26 protein-coding genes are annotated in these 25,068 nt (G+C 64.4%); 14 read left to right on the forward strand and 12 right to left on the reverse strand.

What is annotated here, in order from left to right; all coding sequences use genetic code 11:
• Positions 1–48: 48 nt before the first annotated feature.
• Positions 49–1,005, reverse strand: coding sequence for a TauD/TfdA dioxygenase family protein (locus HS961_RS00960; protein ID WP_182325954.1), 957 nt, complete (start codon positions 1,003–1,005; stop codon positions 49–51).
• Positions 1,006–1,198: 193 nt separating this feature from the next.
• Positions 1,199–2,428, reverse strand: coding sequence for a phosphoglycerate dehydrogenase (gene serA / locus HS961_RS00965; RefSeq protein WP_182325955.1), 1,230 nt, complete (start codon positions 2,426–2,428; stop codon positions 1,199–1,201).
• 322 nt (positions 2,429–2,750) lie between these two features.
• Between serA and HS961_RS00970 the strand changes: the two genes are divergently transcribed.
• The 5 genes from HS961_RS00970 (at position 2,751) to HS961_RS00990 (ending at position 5,801) form a co-directional block, all read left to right on the forward strand.
• Positions 2,751–3,881, forward strand: a complete 1,131-nt coding sequence (locus tag HS961_RS00970; protein WP_182325956.1) for an alkene reductase — start codon at positions 2,751–2,753, stop codon at positions 3,879–3,881.
• A 67-nt stretch (positions 3,882–3,948) separates the two neighbouring features.
• Positions 3,949–4,521, forward strand: a complete 573-nt coding sequence (locus HS961_RS00975; protein WP_182325957.1) for a hypothetical protein — start codon at positions 3,949–3,951, stop codon at positions 4,519–4,521.
• A 14-nt stretch (positions 4,522–4,535) separates the two neighbouring features.
• A complete protein-coding gene (locus HS961_RS00980) occupies positions 4,536–4,898 on the forward strand; it encodes a hypothetical protein (RefSeq protein ID WP_182325958.1) in 363 nt (120 codons plus the stop codon).
• Between the two features lie 80 nt (positions 4,899–4,978).
• Positions 4,979–5,209: a hypothetical protein gene (locus tag HS961_RS00985; RefSeq protein WP_182325959.1), complete on the forward strand. Its 231-nt coding sequence runs from the start codon at positions 4,979–4,981 to the stop codon at positions 5,207–5,209.
• Between the two features lie 58 nt (positions 5,210–5,267).
• A complete protein-coding gene (locus HS961_RS00990; protein WP_182325960.1) occupies positions 5,268–5,801 on the forward strand; it encodes a GNAT family N-acetyltransferase in 534 nt (177 codons plus the stop codon).
• Positions 5,802–5,812: 11 nt separating this feature from the next.
• Here the strand turns inward: HS961_RS00990 and HS961_RS00995 are convergent, their stop codons facing one another.
• The 3 genes from HS961_RS00995 to pyrE are packed head-to-tail and all read right to left on the reverse strand — an operon-like array spanning position 5,813 to position 7,829.
• On the reverse strand, positions 5,813–6,430 hold the full coding sequence (locus HS961_RS00995) for a DNA-3-methyladenine glycosylase I (RefSeq protein WP_182325961.1): 618 nt from the start codon (positions 6,428–6,430) through the stop codon (positions 5,813–5,815).
• A gap of 15 nt (positions 6,431–6,445) precedes the next feature.
• A complete protein-coding gene (locus HS961_RS01000) occupies positions 6,446–7,093 on the reverse strand; it encodes a DUF4124 domain-containing protein (protein WP_182325962.1) in 648 nt (215 codons plus the stop codon).
• Between the two features lie 37 nt (positions 7,094–7,130).
• Positions 7,131–7,829: an orotate phosphoribosyltransferase gene (gene pyrE, locus HS961_RS01005; protein WP_182325963.1), complete on the reverse strand. Its 699-nt coding sequence runs from the start codon at positions 7,827–7,829 to the stop codon at positions 7,131–7,133.
• 10 nt (positions 7,830–7,839) lie between these two features.
• On the opposite strand from pyrE, the gene HS961_RS01010 reads away from it, so the two are divergent.
• A complete protein-coding gene (locus HS961_RS01010; RefSeq protein ID WP_182328058.1) occupies positions 7,840–8,643 on the forward strand; it encodes an exodeoxyribonuclease III in 804 nt (267 codons plus the stop codon).
• Positions 8,644–8,699: 56 nt separating this feature from the next.
• Positions 8,700–9,287: a hypothetical protein gene (locus tag HS961_RS01015; protein WP_182325964.1), complete on the forward strand. Its 588-nt coding sequence runs from the start codon at positions 8,700–8,702 to the stop codon at positions 9,285–9,287.
• Positions 9,288–9,296: 9 nt separating this feature from the next.
• On the opposite strand, the gene pntB is transcribed toward HS961_RS01015, so the two are convergent.
• The 4 genes from pntB to HS961_RS01035 all read right to left on the reverse strand — a co-directional run bounded on the left by pntB (position 9,297) and on the right by HS961_RS01035 (position 13,897).
• Complete coding sequence (gene pntB / locus HS961_RS01020) at positions 9,297–10,712, reverse strand: Re/Si-specific NAD(P)(+) transhydrogenase subunit beta (protein ID WP_182325965.1); 1,416 nt, start codon at positions 10,710–10,712, stop codon at positions 9,297–9,299.
• Positions 10,713–10,730: 18 nt separating this feature from the next.
• Positions 10,731–12,311 (reverse strand): Re/Si-specific NAD(P)(+) transhydrogenase subunit alpha, encoded by a 1,581-nt coding sequence (locus HS961_RS01025; protein WP_202883154.1) that lies wholly within the window; start codon positions 12,309–12,311, stop codon positions 10,731–10,733.
• A 242-nt stretch (positions 12,312–12,553) separates the two neighbouring features.
• On the reverse strand, positions 12,554–12,979 hold the full coding sequence (locus tag HS961_RS01030) for a cupin domain-containing protein (RefSeq protein ID WP_182325967.1): 426 nt from the start codon (positions 12,977–12,979) through the stop codon (positions 12,554–12,556).
• An 81-nt stretch (positions 12,980–13,060) separates the two neighbouring features.
• A complete protein-coding gene (locus HS961_RS01035; protein WP_182325968.1) occupies positions 13,061–13,897 on the reverse strand; it encodes an AraC family transcriptional regulator in 837 nt (278 codons plus the stop codon).
• A 191-nt stretch (positions 13,898–14,088) separates the two neighbouring features.
• On the opposite strand from HS961_RS01035, the gene HS961_RS01040 reads away from it, so the two are divergent.
• Complete coding sequence (locus HS961_RS01040) at positions 14,089–14,727, forward strand: MBL fold metallo-hydrolase (RefSeq protein WP_182325969.1); 639 nt, start codon at positions 14,089–14,091, stop codon at positions 14,725–14,727.
• Positions 14,728–14,793: 66 nt separating this feature from the next.
• On the opposite strand, the gene HS961_RS01045 is transcribed toward HS961_RS01040, so the two are convergent.
• Positions 14,794–17,100 (reverse strand): TonB-dependent siderophore receptor, encoded by a 2,307-nt coding sequence (locus HS961_RS01045; protein ID WP_182325970.1) that lies wholly within the window; start codon positions 17,098–17,100, stop codon positions 14,794–14,796.
• A 163-nt stretch (positions 17,101–17,263) separates the two neighbouring features.
• Positions 17,264–18,190: a helix-turn-helix transcriptional regulator gene (locus HS961_RS01050; RefSeq protein WP_182325971.1), complete on the reverse strand. Its 927-nt coding sequence runs from the start codon at positions 18,188–18,190 to the stop codon at positions 17,264–17,266.
• Positions 18,191–18,311: 121 nt separating this feature from the next.
• On the opposite strand from HS961_RS01050, the gene HS961_RS01055 reads away from it, so the two are divergent.
• Positions 18,312–19,406: an alpha/beta hydrolase gene (locus HS961_RS01055; protein ID WP_182325972.1), complete on the forward strand. Its 1,095-nt coding sequence runs from the start codon at positions 18,312–18,314 to the stop codon at positions 19,404–19,406.
• A gap of 20 nt (positions 19,407–19,426) precedes the next feature.
• Here HS961_RS01055 and HS961_RS01060 read toward each other — a convergent pair whose 3' ends face one another.
• Complete coding sequence (locus HS961_RS01060; RefSeq protein ID WP_182325973.1) at positions 19,427–20,284, reverse strand: M48 family metallopeptidase; 858 nt, start codon at positions 20,282–20,284, stop codon at positions 19,427–19,429.
• A gap of 170 nt (positions 20,285–20,454) precedes the next feature.
• On the opposite strand from HS961_RS01060, the gene HS961_RS01065 reads away from it, so the two are divergent.
• Genes HS961_RS01065 through HS961_RS01085 form a run of 5 tightly spaced genes read left to right on the forward strand, consistent with a single transcriptional unit; the run spans position 20,455 to position 25,058 of the window.
• Positions 20,455–21,162 carry a hypothetical protein gene (locus HS961_RS01065; protein ID WP_182325974.1) on the forward strand — a complete coding sequence of 236 codons (708 nt, stop codon included), beginning with the start codon at positions 20,455–20,457 and terminating at the stop codon, positions 21,160–21,162.
• A complete protein-coding gene (locus HS961_RS23675) occupies positions 21,159–22,049 on the forward strand; it encodes a collagen-like protein (protein WP_272956281.1) in 891 nt (296 codons plus the stop codon). Before HS961_RS01065 ends, HS961_RS23675 begins: the two co-directional genes overlap by 4 nt.
• Positions 22,046–22,900, forward strand: coding sequence for an aspartyl/asparaginyl beta-hydroxylase domain-containing protein (locus tag HS961_RS01075; protein WP_182325975.1), 855 nt, complete (start codon positions 22,046–22,048; stop codon positions 22,898–22,900). Before HS961_RS23675 ends, HS961_RS01075 begins: the two co-directional genes overlap by 4 nt.
• Complete coding sequence (locus tag HS961_RS01080) at positions 22,888–23,913, forward strand: sulfotransferase family protein (protein WP_182325976.1); 1,026 nt, start codon at positions 22,888–22,890, stop codon at positions 23,911–23,913. The genes HS961_RS01075 and HS961_RS01080 overlap by 13 nt, the downstream gene beginning before the upstream one ends.
• Positions 23,910–25,058, forward strand: a complete 1,149-nt coding sequence (locus HS961_RS01085) for a hypothetical protein (RefSeq protein WP_182325977.1) — start codon at positions 23,910–23,912, stop codon at positions 25,056–25,058. Before HS961_RS01080 ends, HS961_RS01085 begins: the two co-directional genes overlap by 4 nt.
• Positions 25,059–25,068: the final 10 nt, after the last annotated feature.

Below are 25,068 nucleotides of genomic sequence, written 5' to 3' on the forward strand. Positions count from 1 at the left end.
GGTGTTGTCTAGTCAGGGGGTGGGCCAGGCCGTCGGCCCGGTCCGGGTTCAGGCTGCGGCGGGCTCGCGCACGGTCAGGTCGACGCTGGTACGGCCATCAACCGAGGTCGCGACATCGCCGCTAACGGTCACCCGGCGCATCACGCGGTGGGCATCGGCATAGTCATTGACGGCGTAGTGCTGCGTGGCGCGGTTGTCCCAGATGGCTACATCGCCCGGCTGCCAGTGCCAGCGCACGGTGTTTTCCAGACGCACGATGCGCTCATGGAAGAGCTGCAGCAAGGCGGCGGACTCATTGCTGCGCAGGCCCTTGATGCGCTTGGCAAAGTGGCCCAGCAGCAGCGCCTTCTCGCCCGTTTCGGCATGCACATGCACGAGGGGCTGCTCGGACTCGATGGTCTTGCTGGTAAACACCTTGCGGTAGCTGGCCCGGCCCTGCGTCTCGGTCTGGCTGGCGGCGCTGTTCTGGCGGAAGTTTTCCGCATAGTCGTAGTCATTGCCATGCACGGCCCAGAGCTGCTCGGCCAGCTGCTGCAGCGGTGCGGGCAGGCCTTCATAAGCCGCCACAGTATTGGCCCAGACGGTGTCGCCACCATGGCCGGGCAAGGTCACCGCGCGCAGCACGCAGACCTTGGGGAAGGCCGCCTTGAAGGTCACATCGGTGTGCCAGGAATCGGCCCGGCCGCCGTGCTGGGAATTGAGCTCCAGAAAGGCTGTGCCATCGGGTGCGGGCACGGTGGGGTGGGATTCGATCTCGCCAAACAGGCGGCCAAAGGCCTGGTGACCGGCGTCATCCAGGTGCTGCTGGCCGCGGAAGAAAATCACCCGGTGCTGCAGCAGCGCGGCCTTGATCTGGGCAAACAGCGCGGGCTCCAACGCGCCCGACAGCGACACGCCATGCACCACCGCGCCAATGCGGCCCGCCAGGGGCTCGATGTGCAGGGCGGTACCTGCAGCGGTATCGGCCGCTGGGCTCAGGTGGCGAACATTGGTGATGGCATTCATGGGCGCTCCTCGTGGGCTGGCAATCAGGATGAAGCCTTCATGCTAGGGAGGGGTTGGCGACACCACAACGACGCATTTCATGCATCGATATACCAACAGCGGCTAAGAAAAAAGAGGCATAAGCCTCTTTCTTGGGTGTCTAAAGCCATCCACTGCACCGGCGCCGCTGGGACGCTGTGCGGTGGATGCCGCATCAGAACAGCACGCGGCAGCGGATGGTGCCGGCGATCTGGGCCAGTTTCTCCAGCGCCAGGGCCGAGGATTCCTGGTCGATATCGATCACCACATAGCCCACCTTTTCATCGGTGCGCAGGTACTGGCCGGCGATGTTGACGCCGTTGTCGGCCAACACCTGGTTGATGGCAGACAGGATGCCGGGGCGGTTCTCATGCACGTGCAGGATACGGTTTTTGCCAGGATGCTCGGGGAGCGCCACTTCGGGGAAGTTGACTGCCGAGGTGGTGGTGCCGTTGTCGCTGTACTTGACCAGTTTTTCTGCCACTTCCAGGCCGATATTGGCCTGGGCTTCCATCGTCGAGCCGCCGATGTGCGGGGTCAGGATCACGTTGTCCATGCCGCGCAGTGGCGACTGGAATTCGTCCTTGTTGCTCTTGGGCTCGACCGGGAACACGTCGATGGCAGCGCCCAGCAGCTTCTTGTCCTTCAGCGCCTGGGCCAGCGCATCCAGGTCCACCACGGTGCCGCGCGAGGCATTGATCAGGATGCTGCCCGCCTTCATCGCTGCAATCTGGCTCGCGCCGATCATGTTGTGGGTCGAAGCCAGCTCGGGTACGTGCAGGGTCACGATGTCGGACTGCTCCAGCAGCGCCGTCAGGTTGGCAGCCTGGTGGGCATTGCCCAGCGGCAGCTTGGTGACCACATCATGGAACACCACCTTCATGCCCAGGCCTTCGGCCAGCACCGACAGCTGGGTGCCGATGGAGCCGTAGCCGACGATACCCAGGGTCTTGCCACGGATCTCGAAGGAGTTGTCGGCGCTTTTCTTCCAGCCGCCACGGTGCGATACCGCGTTCTTTTCGGGGATGCCGCGCAGCAGCAGGATGGCTTCGGCCAGCACCAGCTCTGCCACTGAGCGGGTGTTGGAGAACGGCGCATTGAAGACCGCAATACCGCGCTCACGCGCTGCATTCAGATCGACCTGGTTGGTGCCAATGCAGAAACAACCCACGGCCACCAGCTTGTTGGCCGCGGCAAACACATCGGCCGTCAGCTGTGTGCGGGAGCGGATGCCGACAAAGTGCACGTCGGCGATCTTGCGCTTGAGCTCTTCACCCTCCAAAGCGCCGGTCAGCGCCTCAATCTGGGTATAGCCCGCCGCCTGCAACACCTTGAGCGCGGAAGGGTGGATGCCCTCCAGCAACAAGAACTTGATTTTCGATTTATCCAGCGATGTTTTGGTCATGAATGCGCGCTTTCTCTTTCACAAACGACAGCGGGCTGCACACGGCTGCGATCGGCAGCTTGCAGACCCGGGTTGATCATGGCGCAGAACCTTTGCCATTACGTGTTGTCGGGTTGACCCTAGGTTGCACCGCTGCAGTGCTTTAACCCACGCCCCGGTGCCAAGCTGCACTCCACCCAAACTCAAGCCATTGATTTTTCAGGTATTCGAGACGCCGGGGCCTCCGCTGACAGCGCCCGGGCTTCAACCCTGGCCTGCAAAGGGCGGGCTTGCGTGGTACAAAAAGCGGGTAAACCCGTGATCCAACCACAAGGAGTTTTGCATGACAAGCACCCCCAGCCACCACCTGTTTGACCCCCTGCAGGTGGGCGATTTGGCTTTGACCAACCGCATTGCGATGGCCCCGTTGACGCGCAACCGCTCGCCCAACGCCGTGCCCAAGCCGATGACGGCCACCTACTATGCCCAGCGCGCCAGCGCCGGCTTGCTGATCACCGAGGCCACCGCCATCAGCCACCAGGGCCAGGGCTATGCCGATGTACCCGGCCTGTATGAGCAAGACCAGCTCGATGGCTGGACAAAGGTCACCGAAGCCGTGCATGCCAAGGGCGGCAAGATCGTCTGCCAGCTGTGGCATGTGGGCCGTGTATCGCACCGCTTGCTGCAGCCAGGCCAGCAGGCCCCGGTAGCGCCTTCGGCCATCACCGCCAAGACCAAGACTTTCCTGATTGACCCCGCCACCGGCCAAGGCCGCTTTGAGCCCACCTCCGAGCCCCGCGCGCTGGATGCCGAGGAAATTCCCGGTATCGTGCACAGCTTTGCTGCAGCCGCCCGCAATGCCGTCAAGACCGCCGGCTTTGATGGCGTCGAGATCCATGGCGCCAACGGCTATCTGCTGGACCAGTTCTTGAAAACAGGCGCCAATACGCGCCGCGACGACTACGGCGGCTCGGTCGAAAACCGCGCACGGCTGACCCTGGAAGTCACCCGCGCCGTGATCGACGCCGTCGGCCGTGGCCGCGTCGGCATCCGTCTCTCGCCTGTCACCCCCGCCAATGGCATTGATGACGCCGATCCGCAGACCTTGTTCACCTACCTGGCGCACCAGTTGGCGCCGCTGGGCCTCGCCTACATCCATGTGATCGAAGGCGCCACCGGTGGCCCGCGTGAGGTGGAGGGCCGCCCGTTTGACTACGAGGCCTTCAAAGCCGAATACCGCCGCGCCGGCGGCAAGGCCGCCTGGATGGTGAACAACGGCTATGACGGCACACTGGCCGAGCAAGCGGTGGCCAGCGGTCAGGCCGACATCGTCGCCTTTGGCCGGCCCTACATTGCCAACCCCGATCTGGTCGAGCGCCTGCGCAGCGGCGCGGCGCTGAACGAGGGTGACAGCAGCACCTACTATGGTGGGGGCGAGAAGGGTTATACCGACTACCCGACCGTAGCCGGTTAAACAGTGAGCGGCCCGGGCCTACACAGATCTGGGCCGCAGCGCAACCGGATTTTGGTAGAGTGGGTGCATGCCTTTGACACCCCTTTTCCGCACCACCTTTTGCCTGCTGCTGATTCCCGGCTTGGCCGCTTGCTCCAGTCTCTGGCCCTCCAAAAAAGAGGCCGAACCCGCGCCGATGGCGCCCCAGCAAGCGCCCAAAGACAAGCCGGCGCCGCAAGCACCCGCCGCTGCAGCAGCCAGCATCAGCGAGGCCGATCTGGCCGGGGTCTGGGAATGCCAGTTCCAGATCAGCATGGGCAAGGACAGCGCCAGCTTCACCTACACCAACCAGTTCAACGCCGACCACACACTGCGCTCGCAGGCCTTTTTGGCCTATGACATGCCCAGCACCGAGCAGCAGTACCGCTTTGTGCTGCAAGGCACGGGCCAGTGGCGTATGGAAGGCAGCACGATCACGATGATCGTTCCTGAGGTCGTCAAGCAGGACCGCTCCGAGCACAAAAAACCGGAGCTGATGAACGACAAGGACCTGGTGCCCGAGGACCTGAGCGACACCTGGGCGGTGCAGGCCCACAAGGGCAAGAACATGCGTGTCACCGTCGGCAGCCTGGCCGACTCGATGCTCTGCAACAAAGAATAAAGGCCAAGCCGCACATGGATTCGCTGTCTCTGGGCTTTTTGCCACTGGCGCTGTGGTGGCCGGTGGCGACGGGCCTGTCCTTGCTGCTGGTGCTGGGTGCCGTACTGTGGATGTTTATGCAGGACCGGCCATCGCAGCGGCGGGGCGGTTCAACGTCGCCCGCTTGGCTGCCTTGGGCCTTTGCGCTGTTGGCGCTGGTCTGGTGGGGTTTTGGCCTAGCGCTGGCTTTGTGGCCGCTGCGAGAGCTGGATGAGCTGGGCCAATGGGCCCGCGCCAGCAGCTATGTGCTGGTGCCGCTGTGGATAGGCGGCGTGGCCTGGGTCTGCGCGTTGGTGGTGCAACGCCTGCTGCGCAGCACGGCGGCGATGCGCGGTTAAGCACTGCGCTTTTGGTGGCGATTGCCGATTGACAGTCGCCCCATTTGCGCCACACTGGCACTTACATCTGGAGGCTTGCCATGACCGATATCGACAGCATTAACCTCGACAAGCTGCGCAACATTGTGCAGAAATTCAGCCACCGCGATTTCACCGCTGCCCAGATCGCCGACGATTACTGGGATGGTGCCAGCGAGCAAATCGGCGCCAGCGGCGCGCAGTTTGAAGCCGTTTTACAGCGCAATGCAGCGCTGCTGGGCATCCAGGCCGTTGGCAACGACCAGCCCGCGCGCTGGCATGTCGCGGCTTAAGCTGGCCACCCGCACGCCATCTATCGCGCACCATCCCCAGCGGTGCTAGGCTTGCGCCATGTTGCAGCCCGCCCGCCTCCATTTCCGCGATTTTTCCCCCGCCGATCTGTTTGTCGTCGCCCATGCGATGGGTGATGCACGGCTGACCGCGTTCTACGGGTTGGACACGGCCCACAGCGATGCCAGGGCGATTGCGCAGGAACAACTCGATTGGTATTCCTCCGTGGCCAGCGAAGGCAGCGGCTGGTGGCAGGCGGTGCTGCTGGATGGTGCCGTGATCGCGGCAGTCGGCATCTACGACCATGACGACGAGGCCGACAGTGCCGATCTGGGCTACTGGCTTTTGCCCGATCACTGGGGCCATGGCTGGATGGACCAGGCACTGCGCCAATGGCTACCCGCTGCGTTTGCGCAGATGGGCTTGCACAGCGTGGTGGCCTATGTGGAGCCTGAGAATGCGGCATCCACCCGGCTGCTGGGCCGCCTGGGCTTTTGCCATGAAGGCCTGCTGCGCGACTGCAGCAAGCGTGATGGACAGTACCTTTCGCTGCAGCGCTATTCGCTGCTGGCGAGCGAGCTACCGGGGCTGTAGCTCAGCACTGCTCAGGCTGGCCGGCCATCCCGCACATGGCAGCCATGCAGGTGGTCATTGACCATGCCCATGGCCTGCATAAAGGCGTAGACCGTGGTGGGGCCGACAAACTTCCAGCCCCTTTTCTTCAAATCCTTGGACAGCGCCACCGCCTCGGGCGGCACGCCCATCTGGCGCACGGCGTCCAAGGTAATGCGCTCCGGACGACTGCTCGGCGCAGGCGCAAAGCGCCACAGATAAGCATCAAAACTGCCAAACTCGCGCTGCACCTCGGCCAGACGCTGGGCATTGTTGATCACGGCCTCGATCTTGCCCCGGTGGCGCACGATGCCGGCATCGGCCAGCAGGCGCTGCACATCATCGGCACCAAACTGCGCCACCGTTGGGGCATCGAACTGCGCAAAGGCCGCCCGAAAGGATTCACGCTTGTTCAAAATCGTCAGCCAGCTCAGGCCTGCCTGAAAACCTTCCAGGCAAATCTTCTCAAACAAGCGGCGGTCCTCATGCACGGGGAAGCCCCATTCATGGTCGTGGTAGTGCTGGTAGAGGGGTGAGGCCATGCACCAGCTGCAACGCGCGTGCTGGTCATCGGCCAGGGCCAGACCTGGGGCGAGTGGGTCGAGAGCCATGGGTCGTTGTCGCGACTACTTGGCAGCAGCCGGGGTCCAGTAGGGTCTGAGGCTTTGTGCCTCTTCGTCAAAGCGCAGGTTGGTGGCCTTGATTTCTTCATTGATCGTGGCGATCTGCTCGTCCACTTCCTTGAAATCACGGCGGTTGCTATCCAGCCGCGACTGCAGCAGTGCGGGCGCCTTGCTGGGGTCTTTTCGGTAGAACTCCATGTCCTGGTCGATCTTCTTGCGGTCTTCGAGCAAGAAGCTGCGGCGCTCCTGCACGATACGGATCTGGGCGCGCAGCACATCGACGGCTTCTCCGCGCTCGGCGTCATGGGCGGCTTTGCTGGGGTAGCGGGTGGCCAGCGCGCGCTCGCGGCGCTTGCTGTCGTTGGCGCGGTAGCGCTCTTCGGCCTCGCGGCGCTGCTGGGCGGCCTGCTCGGCGCGCTCGCGCTCGGAATACGTAGGCCCGACCGTGCGCACCGCACCGCCGGGCAGGGTGACCTGCTGCTCCCGGTCTGCACAGGCGGCAATGGGCCGGTCTGCCGTCAAGCGGCGGCCTCCCGCATCCACGCAGCTGTAGACCATGCTGGTGGCGGGGGACTTTTGCGCATGGCTGGCGCCAGCAGACGCCAGCATCACCACGGCCAAAGCAGCTGCACAGCAGTCCTTCCGCATCATCAGATCCTTATCATTAAAAACTATCGAATTCTAGTTATCAATTACCGACGCCATAGCGTTCCCGGTACGCCAATACCTGACTGTGGTGTGCACGCATCGAGTCTGCCGCAGTACCTTGGGCCAGAAAGGCCAGCAGGTCCTCCAGCTTGGCAATGGTGCAGACCTGCATTCCCAGCTGATCGCGCACATATTGCACCGCGCTGTGCGACACATCTTTACCATTCTCAGTGGCTTTTTCCTGTCTGTCCAATGCAATGGCCATGCCGTAGGGGATTGCGCCCGCGCCCTTGATCAGCGCAATCGATTCGCGCGCGGCGGTACCGGCCGACATGACATCGTCAATGATCAGCACCCGGCCCTGGAGTGGCGCGCCCACCAGGCTGCCACCTTCGCCATGGTCCTTGGCTTCTTTGCGGTTGTAGGCAAAGGGCACGTTCTTGCCCTGGCGCGCCAGCTCCACCGCCACAGTCGCGGCCAGCGGAATGCCCTTGTAAGCTGGGCCAAACACCATGTCAAAGGCTACGCCGCTGGCCAGAATCGCTTTTGCATAGAATTCGGACAGGCGCGCCATCTTGGCGCCATCGTCAAACAGGCCCGCATTGAAGAAATACGGGCTGATGCGTCCGGCCTTGGTGGTGAACTGCCCAAAGCGCAGCACGCCAGCGTCCACTGCAAACTCTACAAAATCCTGCGCCAGCTGCGCATCCGCGCCTGACTGTGGGAGACTTACGACCATGACCCAATCCTTGTTCAAGTTAACCAGCCTCAACCTCAACGGCATCCGCTCCGCTGCCACCAAGGGCGTGATCCCCTGGATTGAGGCAACCCGGCCCGATTGTATTTGTGTGCAGGAAATCAAGGCACAGCAAGCGGATATGCTGGACAAGTTCGAAGTCATTGACGAGATGAATGGGTATTTCCAGTTTGCCGAGAAAAAAGGCTACTCGGGCGTCGGCGTCTACACCCGCCATGCGCCCAGCGATGTGGTGGTGGGCTTCTCGCCCAATGAGTTCGATGCCGAAGGCCGCTATGTGGAGCTGCGCTTTGACACCCCTACCCGCAAGTTCTCCATCATCAGCTGCTACTTTCCCAGCGGCAGCTCCGGCGAGATCCGCCAGGCCGCCAAGTACCGCTTTCTGGCCGAGCTGCATCCGCACTTGATGCGCCTGCGCGCCGAGCGCGATTTCATCCTCTGCGGCGACATCAACATCGCCCACACCAATGCCGACATCAAAAACTGGCGCAGCAACCAGAAGAACAGCGGCTTTCTGCCCGAAGAGCGCAGCTGGATGACCCAGCTGTTCGAGAAAGAGGCCGAAGCCGGCGGCCTGGTCGATGTGTACCGCGTGCTGCAGCCCGACACCACCGACGCCTGCTACACCTGGTGGAGCAACCGGGGCCAGGCCTATGCCAACAACGTGGGATGGCGCCTGGACTACCATCTGGCCACGCCAGCGATTGCCGCGCTGGCCCGCAAGGAGCACATCTACAAGGATGTGAAGTTCTCGGACCACGCACCCATCACCATCGACTACGACTTCCAGCTCTAAGTCATCCAACGGGCTGCCTGGCTTGGGAAGCCCTGTCCTTCATCCGGGAGCTTTCCATGCGCCTAGCTGCTACCCCCCTTCTTCTGGCCTGCCTGCTGGCCAGCACCGCCGCCTGCGCCAAAGATGCGTCCGACTACAGTGCGCAGGAACTGGTGGAGGCGCTGACCCAGCGACTGTCCAAGTCGCTGTTGGCCGGGCCTACCCGGGATGCGCCAGCCAACACCACGGCCATTGTGGTGCTGGAAGGCAAGGCGCTGCCGCTGGCGGCCAAGCTGCAATCCACACCCGGCATGCGCCTGCTGAGCAAAGAGCAGCTGGTGGCCGAGCAGCGTGCCAATTTTCTGATCATCTCCCAACTGGGCCAGCAGGGGCCCGATATGTTGGTGGACTATGAGACCCCCAACAATGCCTCGTTCGGCACCTTGCGCATCCAGCAGAAGGACGGCAAGCTGGTCTTCAAGGCCGAGGACACCTACCGCAGCAGCAGCGGCGCACGCGCCACCTATGCCCGGCTCTACGGTGGCCAGGCCTGCCGCAACGGCAGCGAGATGGCCTACCGCTTCAACTATGCCGACAGCTATGCCCGCAGCGGCGAATGCCCGGTGGAGCGCTTTCCCAAGAGCGATTCCGCCTTCGAGTGGTAAGCAGCTGGCCTACACCCCGCTTTTGAGCGTTGCCAGCACCTCATCGAGCATCTGCTTGGCATCGCCAAACAGCATGCGGTTGTTGTCTTTGTAGAAGAGCGGGTTGTCCACGCCGGCATAACCGGTCGCCATCGAGCGCTTCATCACGACGGACTGCCGCGCCTTCCAGACCTCCAGCACCGGCATGCCGGCAATGGGGCTTGTGGGGTCGTCCTGCGCGGCGGGGTTCACGATGTCGTTGGCGCCGATGACCATGGCCACATCGGTATCGGGAAAGTCGTCATTGATCTCATCCATCTCCAGCACGATGTCATAGGGCAGCTTGGCCTCGGCCAGCAGCACATTCATGTGGCCGGGCATGCGGCCAGCGACCGGGTGGATCGCAAAGCGCACCTCGACCCCGCGCTCGCGCAAGGTCCGGGTGATCTCGTTGACGGTGTGCTGGGCCTGGGCCACGGCCATGCCGTAGCCCGGCACGATGACCACGCGCTTGGCCTCGCGCAGCAGCTCGGCGGTGTCGGCCGCGCTGATGGCCACCACCTCGCCCTGGGGTGCGGCGCCGGCCTGGCCAGTGGGCGCGGGCGCACCGCTGCCAAAGCCGCCGGCAATCACGCTGATAAAGCTGCGGTTCATCGCCTGGCACATGATGTAGCTCAGAATCGCACCCGACGAGCCCACCAGCGCGCCAGTGACGATCAGCAAGTCGTTGCCCAGCATGAAGCCGGTGGCGGCTGCCGCCCAGCCCGAGTAGCTGTTGAGCATCGACACCACCACCGGCATGTCCGCACCGCCAATGGCCATCACCATGTGGATGCCAAACAGCAGCGCGATGGCGGTCATCACCAGCAGCGCCAGCATGCCCAGGCCCAGCGATGCGGTCTGCACAAACCAGCAGCCCAGCGCGACCACCACCACCAGCCCCAGCAGATTGAGCAGATGGCGCCCGGGCAGCAGCAGCGGCTTGCCACCAATGCGGCCATTGAGCTTGCCAAAGGCCACCAGCGAGCCCGAGAAAGTGACGGCGCCAATGAGTATGCCGATATAGACCTCGCCCGCGTGGATGGCCCGCTCCGCGCCTTGCAGCGGGTGGGAGGTATCGATATAGCTGGCAAACCCCACCAGGCAGGCAGCCAGACCGACCAGGCTGTGCATCAGCGCCACCAGCTCGGGCATCTGGGTCATCTTGACCCGCTTGGCGGCATACAGCCCTATGCCACCGCCCAGCACCAGCGCGATGACAATCGCCACCACGCCGGACGACGACACGCGCGGGCCAAAAACAGTCACCAGCACTGCCAGGCCCATGCCCAGCATGCCCAGCAGATTGCCGCGCCGCGCGGTCTCCGGGTGCGACAGCCCCCCCAGGCTGAGGATGAACAAAATGGCAGCGCCCAGGTAGGCAACGGTTGCGAGGCTTTCGGTCATGCGGTTCTACCCCCTGGCCTATTTGCGGAACATGGCCAGCATGCGGCGCGTGACCGCAAAACCACCAAACATATTGATCGCCGTGAGCACCAAGGCCACAAAGGCCAGTGCGCCTATCAGCAGCCCCGGTCGGTCTGCGCCCACCACGCCCGGCGGCGCCATCTGCACCAGCGCGCCAATCGCGATGATGCTGGAGATCGCATTGGTCACGCTCATCAGCGGCGTGTGCAGCGCGGGCGTCACATTCCAGACGACCATGTAGCCGATAAAGCAGGCCAGCACAAACACCGTCAGGTGGCCCAGAAAGGCCGCCGGCGCATGGGCGCCGACCAGCCAAAAGAGCAGCGCCAGCACCGCAAAAATGATGGCCAAAGTGCGCGCAGGCATAGGGCTGCCAGCGCCGTGGCCGTGGCCCCGTTTTTTGGCCGCTGCCGGGCTGGCGGCTGCAGCGCCCGCAGCAGCTGCCGGCTTGGCCACGGGTGCGGCCGCCAGCGCAGGCGCTGGCCAGCTGATGCTGCCCTGGTACACCACCGTCAAACCCCGGATCGCGTCATCCTCCATGTTCACCACGGCGACCCCATCCTTGGCCTTGCACAGCTCCTCGGTCAGGCGCAGCAGGTTGTTGGCATACAGGGTGGACGACTGCGCGGCCAGCCGCGAGGCCAGATCCGTGTAGCCAACAATCGTCACGCCATGGCGCACCACCGCCTCGCCGGGCACCGTCAGCTCGCAGTTGCCGCCCTGCTCGGCGGCCATGTCCACAATCACGCTGCCGGGCTTCATCGCCTGCACCATCTCGGCCGTAATCAAGCGCGGCGCGGGCTTGCCGGGGATTAGGGCCGTGGTGATGATGATGTCGGCCCATGCGGCCTGCTGCGCATACATCTGGCGCTGGGCCGCCTGAAAGCCCTCGCTCATCACCTTGGCGTAGCCGCCACTACCACCGCCCTCTTCGGCGTAATCCACCGGCACAAAGGTGCCGCCCAGCGACACCACCTGGTCGGCCGCCTCCGCGCGCGTGTCGTTGGCGCGCACAACGGCACCCAGGCTGACGGCGGTACCAATGGCCGACAAGCCCGCCACCCCGGCCCCCGCAATAAACACCTGCGCAGGCGGCACCTTGCCCGCCGCCGTGATCTGCCCATTAAAAAAGCGGCCAAACGCATGGGCCGCCTCCACCACCGCGCGGTAGCCGCTGACCCCCGCCATCGACGTCAGCGCATCCATCTTCTGCGCGCGGCTCAAGGTGCGCGGCAGCGCATCCATTGCCAGCACCGTCAGCCCCTTGGCTGCCAGCTGCGCCATCAGCTCGGGGTTTTGCGCGGGCCAAACAAAGCCGACCAGAATCTGGCCGGCATGCATCCATTCGCATTCTTCAGCGGTAGGCGGCCGCACCTTGAAAAGAATGTCCGCCCCCGCCCAGATCGCCGAACTGGGCATCACCTGCGCACCTGCGGCACGGTAGGCCGCATCGCCAAAACTGGCCGCATCGCCAGCGCCCGCCGCCACGCTGACGCGAAAGCCCAGCTTGACCAGCTTTTCCACCACCGCAGGCACGGTAGCCACGCGTTTTTCGCCAGCGAATATCTCGCGCGGCATTCCAATGCATTGCGGGTTGGCTGGCGGCGGCTGCGGCGCCACTGCTAAGGTCGATGACAAGGTGCTGGACATGGATGCGCGCTCCTGGTTCAGGGATCAACTCGCTTGCAGAGCGCCGGTTAACCCGGTCATGCCTGCAGCGCTGAACCTCTTGTATCACGGGTAAGCGGTTTGGGCTACGCGCATTTTTGCCTAGGCGCTGTCTGCCTCCTAGACATCTGGTCCGTCCATGAATCTATCGATTAAATCCAAAGATCATTCGCCACCGTGCGCTCCCCCGCCTCCCCATCCCCCGTATTCGCCACCCCGCGTGGCTCAATCAACAGCAGCTTGACCTCTCCCTGCGCGCAAGGCTTGTGCTCTACCCCCTGAGGGATGACGGCCATTTGGCCTGCCCGCAGGTCGATAGCGCGGATGCCTCCGCAGGCATCGCGCAGGTCGATGCGCAGCTGGCCATCGAGGACGATGAAGGTTTCATCGGTGTCGCTGTGCTGGTGCCATAGAAATTCGCCAGCGATCTTGACGACCTTGAACTGGTAGTCGTTCATCTCGGCAACCACGCGCGGCTGCCAGTGGCCTTGCAGCAGCGCGATCTTGTCCAGCAGATCGATGGACTGGCCTTGGCCACGGCTGGTGGGAATCGGGGAGGTTTGGATGGGATCTGTCATGGTCTTGCTGACTCGGTTGAAAAACAGCAGCCAGCTTAAGAATTCACAGCCCCAAAGTATTGAACGTTTGTGGTGCCGGCTTCAGCGGCGCGGCGCATGGCCGATGACCTGCAGCCAGCGCCCCGGCGTGATGCCAAAGGTTTTCAGAAAATGCCGCGTCATATGGCTTTGGTCGGCAAAGCCAGCATCCTGCGCCGCATCGGCCAATGACAGGCCCGCCAGCAGCAGGCGCCGCAGGGCATCGAGCCGGCGCATGGTCAGATAGCGGTAGGGGCTGGTGCCGTAAAACATGCGGAAATCATGCGACAGGCTCCAGCGGTCGCGGCCGGTGGCGGCTTCCAGCTCGTCCAGCGCCACCACCCGGTTGGCATGGGCCTGCAGATAGTCACGCGCGCGGCGGGCGGCCTGATAGTCGCCCTTGGCCTTGGCGCGCCGCGTGCCGACCCCGCCGGTAGCAGCGGCCAGCGCATGGGCCAGCTGCGCCAGCGCATCGCCTTGCTCCAAGGGCTCGACAACATCGTGTACGCCTTGCAGCAAGGCCTCGGCGGCAGCCGATATCGCCGGGTCGTTGGTGATGCCGCCTTCCAGAAAAGGCAAGGCGCTGCCGCCCAGAATGTCCTGGATCAGCGCCGGCTCCACATAGACCATGCGGTAGCGAAAGCCCTCGTCCGTGCCGGCCTGCCCGTCATGCGCCTCGTCGGGATGCAGCACCAGGGTGCTGCCGGCCAGGCTGTCGCGCCGGCCGCGCCGGTAGTGAAAGCTTTGCACGCCCGCCAGGGTGCGCCCGATCGCATAGGTGTCGTGGCGGTGCATCGCGTAGGCATTGCCCTGGAACCAGGCCTCGATGCGCTCCATGCTGGCCGAAGGTGGGCTGCGCAGCACCCAATCCGAACGTGGCAAGGCAGGGGGGCGGGGCATCAAAAATCCAGACTAGGGGTGGAAGCGGTGGACGAAGTGCTGATTTTACAAACCATCCCCAAAGCAGCGTTCACCACTAGCAGCTCCGAACCCCACCCTGCCCCAAATCCACCATGGCTTGCAGCACAATAGCCAGATTGCGCCCTGCATCCGCCAGCCTGCGCGTTGCCGCCAGCCTCCCCATCCAAACCATGCTCCACTACCACACGATCCCCGTCACCGCGTTTCAGCAAAACTGCTCCTTGGTCTGGTGCGACCAGCAAATGGAGGCCGCCGTCATCGATCCCGGCGGCGATCTGGAGCGCATCGAGGCGGAGATCGAGCGCCTGGGTCTGCAGCTCAAGGCCATCTGGCTGACCCATGCGCATATCGACCATGCCGGTGGCGCGGGCGAGTTGGCCGAGCAGCACGGCCTGCCAATCATTGGCCCGCACCCGGGCGACCAGTTCTGGATTGATGGCCTGCCCCAGCAAAGCCAGATGTTTGGCTTTCCGCCTGCGCTAAGCTTTACGCCCACGCGCTGGCTGCAGGATGGCGATACGGTCAGCATCGGGCAGGAAACCCTGCAGGTGCGCCACTGCCCCGGCCACACCCCTGGCCATGTGGTCTTCCATGCGCCGCAAATCACGCGCTGCTTTGTCGGCGATGTGCTGTTTGCCGGCAGCATTGGCCGCACCGATTTCCCCCAGGGCAACCACCAGCAGCTGATCGACTCCATCACCCAGCGGCTCTGGCCCATGGGCGATGCGACGGTGTTCATCCCCGGCCATGGCCCCGAGAGCAGCTTTGGCCGCGAACGCCAAAGCAACCCCTATGTGGGTGGGACCTGATCCGGGGTTCAGTTTCAACGCCAAAGGCCAGCGGCATGCCGCTGGCCTTTTTTGCAGGCGCGCCGATCAGAACTTGGCGGTCAGCGAGGCGTAGAACGAACGGCCCGGCTCGTTGTAGGTCGCGGCACCGGCACCATAGATGGTGCGCGGGTTGTTCACGCCCACGGCATTGCCCATGCGGTAGAGGCGCTTGTCAAACAGGTTCTTGATGCCGGCAGTCAGGGTGACATCCTTGCTGAAGCTGTAGCGCGCGCCCACACCCACCAGCGCATAGGGTGCCAGGCGGCGGGTTTCCTCGCCGGTCAGCGGCAGGCCCTGGTAGTCCAGCTTGTTGGGCTTTTGGCCGCCGTACCAGGTCACTGAGCCCAGCAGTTGCAAGGCGTTGGTGGTCTGCCATTCCACCCGCGAGTTGAGCGTGTACTTGGGGATGATGGACAGCTGCTCGCCCGTGGTCTTGTTCTTGCTCTGCACCATGTAGGTGAGGTTGTTGCTCAAACGCACTGCAGGGCTCAGCTTGATGTTGAACGTGCCCTCCACGCCAGACACCACGGCCTTGGGGATATTGGTCCAGGTGAACACATCGGCATTGGCATAGGCGCCCGTACCGCCGGTCGCGGTTCCGATGGGGGTCATGCCCGCATCGATCTTGTTTCGGTAGTCGTTGTGGAACAGGGTCACACCGGCCAGCAGGCCCTCGTCGGCATACTCAATGCCCAGTTCCTTGTTGATGCTGGTTTCGGGCTTGAGGTCGGCATTGCCCATCAGGTAGCAGGCGCCGCCCGCGCCCCAGCAACCAATGCCACGGCTGTAGAGCAGGTAGTTGGGGTTGGTCTGGTACAGGTTGGGGGCCTTGTAGGCACGGGCCACGCCGGCCTTCAACGTGACCTTGTCGGTCAGAAAGTGCGACAGGTTCAGCGACGGGCTCCAGTTCGTACCCACCTCGCTGTGCTGGTCCAGGCGCAGGCCAGGGGTCAGCAAGGTGCGGGCATTGAGCTCGATGTTGTCTTCGACAAAGACCGAGGCAATGCGCGAGGAGACCTTGCCGCTGCGGCCCGTGTTGTCCACCCCTGGCACGCTGCCAGCCTCGGTCGTGGTCTGCGATACCGAGTTGCTGTCTTCCAACTTTTGCTCCACCCATTCAGCGCCCACCGTCATCACATGGGGCAGGCTGCCCCATTTGCCCCGGGCGCTGATCTCGCCATGGGCCGTCAGGATGTCGAGCTTGGAAGTGCCATAGGCATCGCTGGAGAACAGGCCTTCGGTGCCGCCGGCCAGGCCTTCGTTCATGCGGGTGTTGCGCGTAGTTTCGTACTGCAGGTAGGCGGTCGAGCTACCAAAGTCGTACTCGCCCTTGTGCGTGACGGCATAGGTCGAGCGGTACATGCGGTTGGTTTCCGTGCCCAGCGCGTCCAGCACACGCTGCGAGGTCGCCACCAGCTTGCCATTCGCATCGACCGTGTAGTTGTTGGTGTTTTGCGTATCGCCCGCGTAGATATTGCCTTGTCGCGCAAAGCTGGCATCGAAGTCGATGCGATGGCCCGCTGCGGGCTTCAAGCTCAGGCGCCCAGACAGGTTGCGGTCGCGCACGCCTTCGCGGCCGGCAGGGAAGGTGCCAGCGTAAATGCCGGCGCGGGTGGAGGCATGGCCCTGGTTGATGTCCCAGGCGTCGGCATCGGTCTTATCCGCATTGCCACTCAGGCGAAAGCCTAGCTGCTCCGAAATGGGGCCGGCCAGCGAGAAGCTGGTGCGGCTGCTGCTGCCGTCGCGCGAATCTTCTGGCTGGTTGTAGTAGACCGTCGCGCTGCCGCTCAGCTTGTCAGGGATGCCCTTGGTGATGATATTGACCACGCCGCCAGCGGCGCCATTGCCGTAGCGGGCGGCAGCGGGGCCGCGCAGCACCTCGATCTGCTCGACGGCCTCCTGCGGCACCCAGTTCATGTCACCCCGGGTGTCGCGCTCTCCGCGCCAGCCGTAGCGCACCGATCCCCGGCTGTTGACGGGCTTGCCATCGACGAGGATCAAGGTGTTTTCCGGGCCCATGCCGCGCAGGTCGATCTGGCGGTTGTTGCCGCGCTGGCCGCTGCTGGAGTTGCTGGTCAGGTTCACACCGGGCTGCTGGCGCAGCACATCGGCCAGGTCATTGCTCGGCTGGCTGTCCAGGTCCTCGCGCGTGACGGTCGAGACGCCTGGTGCCTGCTTCCAGGCGCTTTCTGCCGTGCCCAGCACCTGCACCGTCTCCAAGGTTGGATCCTGCGCCGACGGTGTGGGCACCGCTGCCTGGGTTTGTGCCTGTATAGCCTGTGCGCCCAACAAGGCCACCGCCGCTGCCACGGCGCGCAAACGCCACCCCTGTTCCCCTGCCTGGATCGACATACCGCCCCTTTTTTGAAAGACAAATGATTTCCATTACCGAATATCGAATTCTTCCATTACAGGGCCCACGCGTGGTTTGCGCGGGCAACAAAGATGTTTGCGCCAGCGGCAGAGCTGCCCGGTTGAGGGCCAGGCAATGCATGCGGAGAGAAGTGGGGAAGCTTTAGACCCGTACCCGCGCCAGCTTGGGCGCCAGGCCAAAACGCCTGCGGTAAGCGGTGGCAAAGTTGGCGGCACTGGTGTAACCAGCCAGCAGCGCGGCTTGGCCGACGGTGATGCCCTCGCGCTCCAACGCCTGGCGGGCGCGCTGCAGCCGGCATTCGCGCAAAAACTCAAACACGGTGGTGCCGTAGACGCTGCGGAACTGGCGCTGCAAGGTGCTGGCATTGACGCCAGCATGGCGCGCAATCGCATCCATCGACAGCGCATCGGCCTGGCCCGAGGCTAAAAACGCATGCAGCTCGCGCAGCCGCTGGTGCTCACGCGGCAGCAGGCCGGTTGCGGCAGCGGCGCCCGGCGCCACGGCATCGCGGTTGCCCACGGTGGCCAGTGCCTCGCCCAGCAGCTCCAGTGCATGGCTTTCCAGGTACATGTGCTGCAACAAGGGCGCCAGACCTGGCGGGTGCACGATCTGCTCGGCAATCACCGCGGCGCGGGGCGACAGCTGCCAGCGGCGGGTAGCGAGGTGCTCCTGCATAAAGCGCTGCAGATCGGGCCAGGCGGCCCCATCGCCACCACCAGCCTGGGCCAGCCAGGCGGGAGTGAGCCCCAGGCTGACCCGGCGCGAATACACGCCCGAGCGCGCCCGCCGCTCAAAGCGCTCGCGCTCGGCCACCGACACCAGCGCCGCAGTGGCACCGGCGCCAGCATGGGTCAGCGCCACCCGGGTCAAACCGTAGGAGACATCAATCCGCCCTTCGAGCACCACCACCAGGCGCAAGCCGGCATCGATCTCGGCCTGCGCCGTCTGGTCACGCGGGTCGCAGCCATCTTCGCTGTGCAGGTGCAGGCCTGGGCGCAGCTCGCGCAGCCGCGAGACATGGGCGCGCAGCTCTGCCTCGGCGTTGGTCGCCGGTTCAGGCGCGCGCATAGGCCATGCCTGTGGTGCCGGTAGCGTTGGTGGAAGGGGCCCTGCATGCGCAAACATCTTTCTTGTTGCAGCAAACATGGGCCAAGCGGGTTTGTGCCATGCTTGCCATGATAATTTCTTAATGCAAATCATTCTCAAGCACATGGTTGATTTGCCGCAAACCCCCGCCGCTATGCCACTCGCCCTGCCCCGCTTTCCCACCCTGCCATTGACCGGTTTGGCAGATCTGACGGATTTTGTTGATTTGGCCGATGCCACCCGGCGCCGCTTGCTGGGCCTGGGCGCCGCCCTGGCGCTGCCCGGCTGCACCTGGCAAAACACCTTGAATAACGCCCCGCCCGTCACCCTGCCCGGCACCCGGCAGTTGGATCTGCGCGCCCCCGGCATGCCCGGCCCGGGCGCACCGGATCGCGTACACCGCATCATGGTGGCCGTGCCGCCCGCCCCGCCGCCGCCCCAAGGCTACCCGGTGCTGTATCTGCTCGACGGCAACCTGCTGTTCACCCCCACCGCGCAGCTGATGCGCAACCGCTTTGCGCGCGGCCCCTCGGTGCCCACCCAAGGCGCCGTGGTCGTCGGCTTGGGCTATGCCGAAAGCGCGGTGCTGGACCTGAGCGCCCGCAGCTATGACTACACGCCACCAGCGCCCGGCCCGGCCACCGATGAGCGCGGGCGTGCAGAAGGCGGCGCCGACCATTTTCTCGACTTCATCGACCAGCAGGTGCGCCCGCTGCTGGAAGCGAGTTGGCCGATCGACACGACACGCCAGACCTTTTTTGGCCACTCCTATGGCGGCCTCTGCGTGCTGCATGCGCTGCTTACACGGCCAGGCGGCTTTCAGCGCTATGTTGCTGCCAGCCCCTCGATCTGGTGGCGCGATGGCTTTGTGCTGCAGGCCTTGCCCGGCTTTGTGGCCCATGCCGCCCGCCAGCCGGCGGATGCGCCAGCGCTGCGCTTGCTGGTGACGCAGGGCGAGCGCGAGGCGCGGCCCGCGACGCCATCCACGGCAGCCCCAGCGCCCGCTAGCGCCAGCGACCCGGCCCGCGATGCCCTACGGCGCCAACGCCAAAACGCCCCGGGCATCCCCGCGCTGATGGACGGCCTGCGTGGCGCCCCAGGGTTGGCGCTGCGCTTTGCCAGCTTTCCCGGTGCGGACCACGGCGGCGCCATGCTACCAGCGGCACAGCAGGCGCTGGCGATGGCCATCGGGGATTGAGGGCATCAGGCCTAAACGATTCAGCGCTTGGCCCGCTCGTAGAGGCCCTGCACCTTGGGCACATTCGACTGCAGGCTGGCAATGCGGTCCGGGCCGGTCGGGTGGGTGGAGAGAAAGCCAATGCCGCCCTTGCCGGTGGCAGCGCCCATCTTCTCCCACAGGCTGACAGCGGCCTGCGGTGCGTAGCCCGCGCGTGCTGCGATCTCCAGCCCCACCAAGTCGGCATCCGATTCATCGGAGCGGCTGAACTTGAGGGTCAGCAACTGGCCGCCCAGGTTAGCCGCCGCCGTGCCCATATCGCCCAGGCCAAACACGGCCGCCCCCAGGCGGATGCCCAGGCCGGTGGCCTGCGTCTTGGCCAGTTGTTCGCGCGAATGCTCGCGCAGCGCATGCGCCATCTCATGGCCCATGACCATCGCAATCTCGTCATCGCTGAGCTGGAGCTGGTCGATCAGCCCGGTATAGAACACGATCTTGCCGCCGGGCATGCAAAAGGCGTTGATCTGCTTGCTGCCAATCAGGTTCACCTCCCAGCGCCAGTCCTTGGCGCGCGGATTCCAGACCTGGGCCTGCGCAATCAGGCGCTGGGCAATCGTTTGCAGCCGCTGCAGTTGCGCATTGCCCGGGCCAGCCAGCGCGCCTTGTTGTTTGGCCTGCGCCAGCAGCTCGGCGTATTGTTGCTGCGCCGCCTGCTCCAGGGTCTCGGCCGGCACCAGGTTGCGCAGCACCGAGGATTTGCCCACTTCCACCTGTGCCCAGGCGGTGCCCGCGCTAGCGGTCGCGGCTACCGCAGCCCCCGCTACCAAGGTCTGCAACCAGGCACGCCGCCCGTGGCAGGCACAGCGCAACAAGGAGGAGGGGTGGGGCAGCTCAGGCATTCAAACTCCAATCACGAAATCGTGATGATTGCATACCGGTTTTAGCCCCAAATATCATTTTGCTTACCACACCAATAAATATATTTAATAAATGAATTGCAAACGATGTTTCGCTCTGGTAAAAATCGACACCCAATTACATTTTGCTTCAAAGCAAAACAGGCCCGCCCATGCCTAATCTCCGTTTTCTTGCCGCCGCGAGCCTCGCGGTCGGCCTAGCCACTGCTGCGCACGCACAGATGGAAATCCCTGCTGGCTCCGAAGGCAGCCTTGGCGGAGGCAGCCAGGACCTGGGCTGCGAGGCCGTCACGATTGCAGGCAGTTACGCGCTGGATGGCGGCTCGCTACAAAACGCTGGCGCCTTTTTGATCGAATCCGGTGGCTTGCTCGATGCGCAGGGCAGCATCCAACTGGGCTCGGACTTTCGCAACCAGGGCACATTGAACGCGGCGGCCAGCGCCATGGTGTTTGACGGCTCCTGTGCCGCAGCCGGTGCCAGCATCAACGTCTCCGGCGTCACGACGGTCGCCAACCTCACCATCAGCTCCACCAGCGGCCAAAGCTTTGTGCTGCCCAATGGCGCCAACATCGTGGTCACCGGCAGTTTGGTGCTGCAAGGCCAGCCCGGTCAGCCGGTGCGCATCGTCACCGCAGGCGGCCAGCCAGCGACCTTCACCCTGGGGCCTGGCGCGCAGGTGACCCAGCAGAACGTCAACCTGGTCAATGTCTACGTCGGCCCACCGCCTAGCACTGCCGCCGTGCCGGTGCCCGTCTCCGGCCTGGGCTGGACGGCCAGCCTCACCCTGCTGCTTTCGATTCTGTCTTGGGGCGCCTTGCGCTCTACCCGCATCCGCTCTTCTCTGAGAACCCAGCCATGAACCTCGTCACCTCCTTCTTCCACAGCCGTTGGCTGGCCGGCGGCATCATGGCCCTGGCGGCCAGCGCCGCATGGTCTGCGGACACCAGCTTCAAACCGGCCGCTGGTTCTGGCTTTGTCATCAAGGGCCAGGCCAACCAGGACCTGTTCCGCGTGCAGGGCACCGGCGAAACCTTTGCCCCACCGCTGCCCAGCGCGCCGGCCACCGGCACCGAGCAGCTGTGCATGGACCCCGCTACGGGTCGCTTGCTGCGCTGTGAGCCTGGTGTTGGCACGGGCCCCGCTGGCCCGATCGGTCCCATCGGCCCCCAAGGTGTTGTTGGTCCGATCGGAGAAACGGGTCCCATCGGTCCTGCAGGCCCGACAGGCGCTACCGGCCCTGCAGGTGCGACGGGCCCCATCGGCGCCACTGGCCCTGCGGGCTCCGCTGGACCTACGGGTGCCACTGGCGCTACCGGCGCAGCAGGCCCAATAGGTCCTAACGGTGCAACAGGCTCTACAGGCCTTCAAGGTCCTGTCGGCAACACAGGCGCTACGGGTGGGCAGGGCCCTCAGGGTCCCACCGGCCCAGCCGGACCTACAGGCGCAACGGGCTCGATTGCCACCATTCACGCCGTAGAGATTGTCGGCACTGGTGAGCTGTGCCAGGCAGTAGCTTGCTGCGCAACGGGCGAGCAAGTGGTCGGTGGCGGTCATGAAGCCTTCAACACCCGCCCCGGCAATGCAGCCTACGATGTCCGCGTGTCTATGAGCGCTCCGGGCACCCCCGCTGCATGCAATGGTGCACAAGGCTGGTCGGTGCGGGTGCTCAACTCGTTCAGTGGCGACAACTCCGTGTCTTGCAAGGCCACTGCGCTTTGCGCCCCGGCCGCGCCCGCCGTCCCATGACCCTGGCAGCCGCTTCCAGCTCCCAAGCGCAGCCCCGTCAAGGTCTGCGCCTGCAGGGCATCACCACCATGCGCCTGCCCTGGCGCCTGGAGGGAGCGGCCGCTTTGCAACAAGCACAACAGCTGCCCGAATCCTGGTGGCGCATGCATTTCAACCAGGGCCGGCACGATGGCGGATGGCAGGCACTGGCCTTGCGGGCGTCGGCCCAGGCGCCCTCTGACATCGTGCCTATGGATGGTGAGCTGAGCGGGTATGCAGACTGCGAAGCGTTGCAGGCCTGTCCAGCCATCGCAGACCTGTTGCGCAGCCTGGACCTGCAGTGGAAATCCGTGCGCCTGATGCGCCTGCAGCCGGACAGTGAAATCATGGAGCACAGCGATGCAGGCCTGTGCGCTGCCGAAGGCGATGCCCGGCTGCACATTCCCCTGCAAACCGAAGAAAAGGTTTTTTTCCACCTGGGCGGCCAGCGCGTGCCGATGCGCGTGGGTGAGTGCTGGTACACCGATGTATCCCTGCCCCACCGCGTGCGCAACCGCAGCGGCAAAGCACGTATCCATCTGGTCGCAGATGCACTGGTGGACGAGCGCTTGGCCCAAGCCTTTGCAGCCGGCGACCAAGGCGAGCCAGCATCCGATGACGGTGACCCCTGGCTGGCCTTCAACCAATTTCGCGAACGCGTATTTGCGCAAGCATCGCTGGCCGATGCGCTGGCCAACTGCACCGACCTGGCCAGCCTGAGCGCCCGCAGCATCGCGCTGGGCCAGGCCCAGGGCCTGGTGTTTGATGCCTCTGATGTCGAATCGGCGATGAAGGCCGGGCGCCGCGCCTGGAATGCCCAATGGATGCTCTGAACCTCCAGGGCTGGCGGCCCGTTCGGCTGTACCGAGATGGCAACCAGACCATGGTGGACTGGGCACGCCTGGGCGATGCCCCGCTGCGCGCGCCCTTCTACCAAGAGAGCCTCAAGCCGCTGCTGAACACCCCGTTCAACCAGGCATTTCGCCGCCAGACGCCGCTGGACGTGCTGCTGGCCTGGCATGTGCAGTCGCCGGGCATTTCGCCTTGCCTCTTGGTCTTCCATGTCTCGCGCTGCGGCTCCACCTTGTTCCCCCAGGCATTGGCGGAAGGCGCCCACCACCTGGCAATGTCCGAGCCACCGCCGGTCGACTTTTTGCTGCGCGAAGCGCTGGTCAACGGCTGGCTCAGCCCAGCACAAGCCATCGCCGCCTTGCGCGCCTGGATGAGCGCCTGGGCGCAGCGCAGCGATGCGGCCAGCCCCGCACTGCAATCGGCCAGCCTCAAGATTGATGCCTGGAACACCGACCAGGCACCGCTATTGATGCAGGCCTGGCCCGAGGCCTTGCCGGTGTTCCTGACCCGCGAGCCGCTGGCCGTGTTGGTGTCGCAAATGCAGGAGCGCGCTTTATATCTGGTACCCGGCGCCTTTGGCCCCACATTCGGCCTGCCGGGCCTGAGCCTGCTGGAGCAGGCAACGATGCCGCCCGAGCAGTACTGCGCCCGCATGCTGGGCCGCATTTATGCGGACATGGCCCGGGTGGCTGATCCGGCCCAGGCGCTGGTGCTTGACCATGCCCAGCTGCCGGAGGCCATTGAGCAACTGGTACTGCCACGGCTGTCCTGGCAGCCCGATGCCCCGGCGATGCGCGCGCTGCGCGAGCGCCTGTCACGTCACGGCAAACGGCCCCATGAGCCCTTTGCCCAGGACACCAGCGACAAACATGCCAAGGCCAGCACCGCATTGCGCGCACTGGCCGAGCAATGGATGGCCCCCCATTACCAGCAATTGCGGGCCCGGTGCGAAGCCCATGACCGCGCAGAGACTCTCACCGAGGCCGCCATATGACCATGATCCCAAGACGCCATTTTCTCGCCTCCACCAGCGTGGCCGTCAGCACAACCGGCGGATGGACTGCTGCGCAGGCGCTGGCGCCCAGTGCCCCGGCCCCGCAATCCTCCAAGGCCTGGCAACTGCTGGCTGTGGCGCCGCAGTCGCACAAGGTGACTGATCTGGGCTCGGACTACCGCCGAGGCCTGGAGCTGGGCCTGGCCCAGCGGCCTGAAGTTGCTGTACAGCTGCACTGGGTAGAAGCCCCACCCACCCCCAACCGTGCGGCCCGCAGCATCACGGCGGCGATTGATCAACGGCCTCAGCTGCATGGTGTTGTCGGCTGGATGCCGCCCGACGTTGAAGCCAAGGTAGCCGCCCATGCGCAACCACGGGGTCTGCCGCTGTGGGCCAGTGATACCGGTGCCGATCTGCCTGCAGCCGCCAAGCCGGGCCAACCCCACCAGGCTGTCGTGCGCCATAGCTTGGATTTGTGTGGCAGTGCAGCGCAGCTGGCGCAGGCCGTCTACCAACAACTAGGCCCACGGACCGTGCTGGCTGTTGGGCAGATGGAAAGCGGCTACGACTTTGTCTATACGTTTGAGCAGGCCTACAGGGTGCTAGGTGGACGGGTGCTTGCCCGCCATGTAGGTCAGCAGGGGCCACAAAGTGAAGAGTTCCATGGCTTGCGGGCTACCCTTTTCAGCCACCGGCCGGATGCGGTTGTGGCCTTGTATTCTGGCCGGCAACTGACGCGTTTTGCCCATTGGTGGCGGGCGAATGCGCAGTCGCAAGGTGCTTGGGCATTGGCTGGACTGCCTTGGTTGGCCGATATAGATACCGGTGGCGATACGGTTATCGCCGGTTCATGGTCTAGTGTTGCTGACGCTGAGGCTGTCTGGCTACAGCATTTTGAGAAAGCTGGATTGCTCTGGACAGCTGCTGCGTTGCTTGGCGCCGAGGCGGGGTATAGCATTGCCATTGCAATCGAGAAGACGGATCAGCAGCCGTCCACTTCAGCTATGCGCAAAGTCTGGCAAAGGGCTGAGCTGCAGGGACCACGCGCCGACTATTCAAGCACAGTCGCATCTTCTAGCCCTCTATCCAGCCGCCATGCTACCCCTCTTTTGAGTGGATGGCTCAATGGCTATCTGCAAACTTAACAACATCAAA

The sequence above is a fragment of the Comamonas piscis genome (genome assembly GCF_014109725.1).
Classification (GTDB): Bacteria; Pseudomonadota; Gammaproteobacteria; order Burkholderiales; family Burkholderiaceae_C; genus Comamonas; species Comamonas piscis.

Bases quoted from the DNA above. Each gene is read 5' to 3' on its own strand.
- HS961_RS00975 (WP_182325957.1), top strand. From the start codon at position 3,949: ATGCCTTTGACACCCCTTTTCCGCACCACCTTTTGCCTGCTGCTGATT.
- HS961_RS00980 (WP_182325958.1), top strand. From the start codon at position 4,536: ATGGATTCGCTGTCTCTGGGCTTTTTGCCACTGGCGCTGTGGTGGCCG.
- HS961_RS01060 (WP_182325973.1), bottom strand. From the start codon at position 20,284: ATGCCTGAGCTGCCCCACCCCTCCTCCTTGTTGCGCTGTGCCTGCCAC.
- HS961_RS01040 (WP_182325969.1), top strand. From the start codon at position 14,089: ATGCTCCACTACCACACGATCCCCGTCACCGCGTTTCAGCAAAACTGC.
- HS961_RS01045 (WP_182325970.1), bottom strand. From the start codon at position 17,100: ATGTCGATCCAGGCAGGGGAACAGGGGTGGCGTTTGCGCGCCGTGGCA.
- HS961_RS23675 (WP_272956281.1), top strand. From the start codon at position 21,159: ATGAACCTCGTCACCTCCTTCTTCCACAGCCGTTGGCTGGCCGGCGGC.
- pyrE (WP_182325963.1), bottom strand. From the start codon at position 7,829: ATGGTCGTAAGTCTCCCACAGTCAGGCGCGGATGCGCAGCTGGCGCAG.
- HS961_RS00995 (WP_182325961.1), bottom strand. From the start codon at position 6,430: ATGGCTCTCGACCCACTCGCCCCAGGTCTGGCCCTGGCCGATGACCAG.
- HS961_RS00960 (WP_182325954.1), bottom strand. From the start codon at position 1,005: ATGAATGCCATCACCAATGTTCGCCACCTGAGCCCAGCGGCCGATACC.
- HS961_RS01075 (WP_182325975.1), top strand. From the start codon at position 22,046: ATGACCCTGGCAGCCGCTTCCAGCTCCCAAGCGCAGCCCCGTCAAGGT.
- HS961_RS01065 (WP_182325974.1), top strand. From the start codon at position 20,455: ATGCCTAATCTCCGTTTTCTTGCCGCCGCGAGCCTCGCGGTCGGCCTA.
- pntB (WP_182325965.1), bottom strand. From the start codon at position 10,712: ATGACCGAAAGCCTCGCAACCGTTGCCTACCTGGGCGCTGCCATTTTG.
- HS961_RS00970 (WP_182325956.1), top strand. From the start codon at position 2,751: ATGACAAGCACCCCCAGCCACCACCTGTTTGACCCCCTGCAGGTGGGC.
- HS961_RS01050 (WP_182325971.1), bottom strand. From the start codon at position 18,190: ATGCGCGCGCCTGAACCGGCGACCAACGCCGAGGCAGAGCTGCGCGCC.
- HS961_RS01055 (WP_182325972.1), top strand. From the start codon at position 18,312: ATGCAAATCATTCTCAAGCACATGGTTGATTTGCCGCAAACCCCCGCC.
- HS961_RS01080 (WP_182325976.1), top strand. From the start codon at position 22,888: ATGGATGCTCTGAACCTCCAGGGCTGGCGGCCCGTTCGGCTGTACCGA.
- serA (WP_182325955.1), bottom strand. From the start codon at position 2,428: ATGACCAAAACATCGCTGGATAAATCGAAAATCAAGTTCTTGTTGCTG.
- HS961_RS01025 (WP_202883154.1), bottom strand. From the start codon at position 12,311: ATGCCGCGCGAGATATTCGCTGGCGAAAAACGCGTGGCTACCGTGCCT.
- HS961_RS00990 (WP_182325960.1), top strand. From the start codon at position 5,268: ATGTTGCAGCCCGCCCGCCTCCATTTCCGCGATTTTTCCCCCGCCGAT.
- HS961_RS01015 (WP_182325964.1), top strand. From the start codon at position 8,700: ATGCGCCTAGCTGCTACCCCCCTTCTTCTGGCCTGCCTGCTGGCCAGC.
- HS961_RS01085 (WP_182325977.1), top strand. From the start codon at position 23,910: ATGACCATGATCCCAAGACGCCATTTTCTCGCCTCCACCAGCGTGGCC.
- HS961_RS01035 (WP_182325968.1), bottom strand. From the start codon at position 13,897: ATGCCCCGCCCCCCTGCCTTGCCACGTTCGGATTGGGTGCTGCGCAGC.
- HS961_RS01000 (WP_182325962.1), bottom strand. From the start codon at position 7,093: ATGATGCGGAAGGACTGCTGTGCAGCTGCTTTGGCCGTGGTGATGCTG.
- HS961_RS00985 (WP_182325959.1), top strand. From the start codon at position 4,979: ATGACCGATATCGACAGCATTAACCTCGACAAGCTGCGCAACATTGTG.
- HS961_RS01030 (WP_182325967.1), bottom strand. From the start codon at position 12,979: ATGACAGATCCCATCCAAACCTCCCCGATTCCCACCAGCCGTGGCCAA.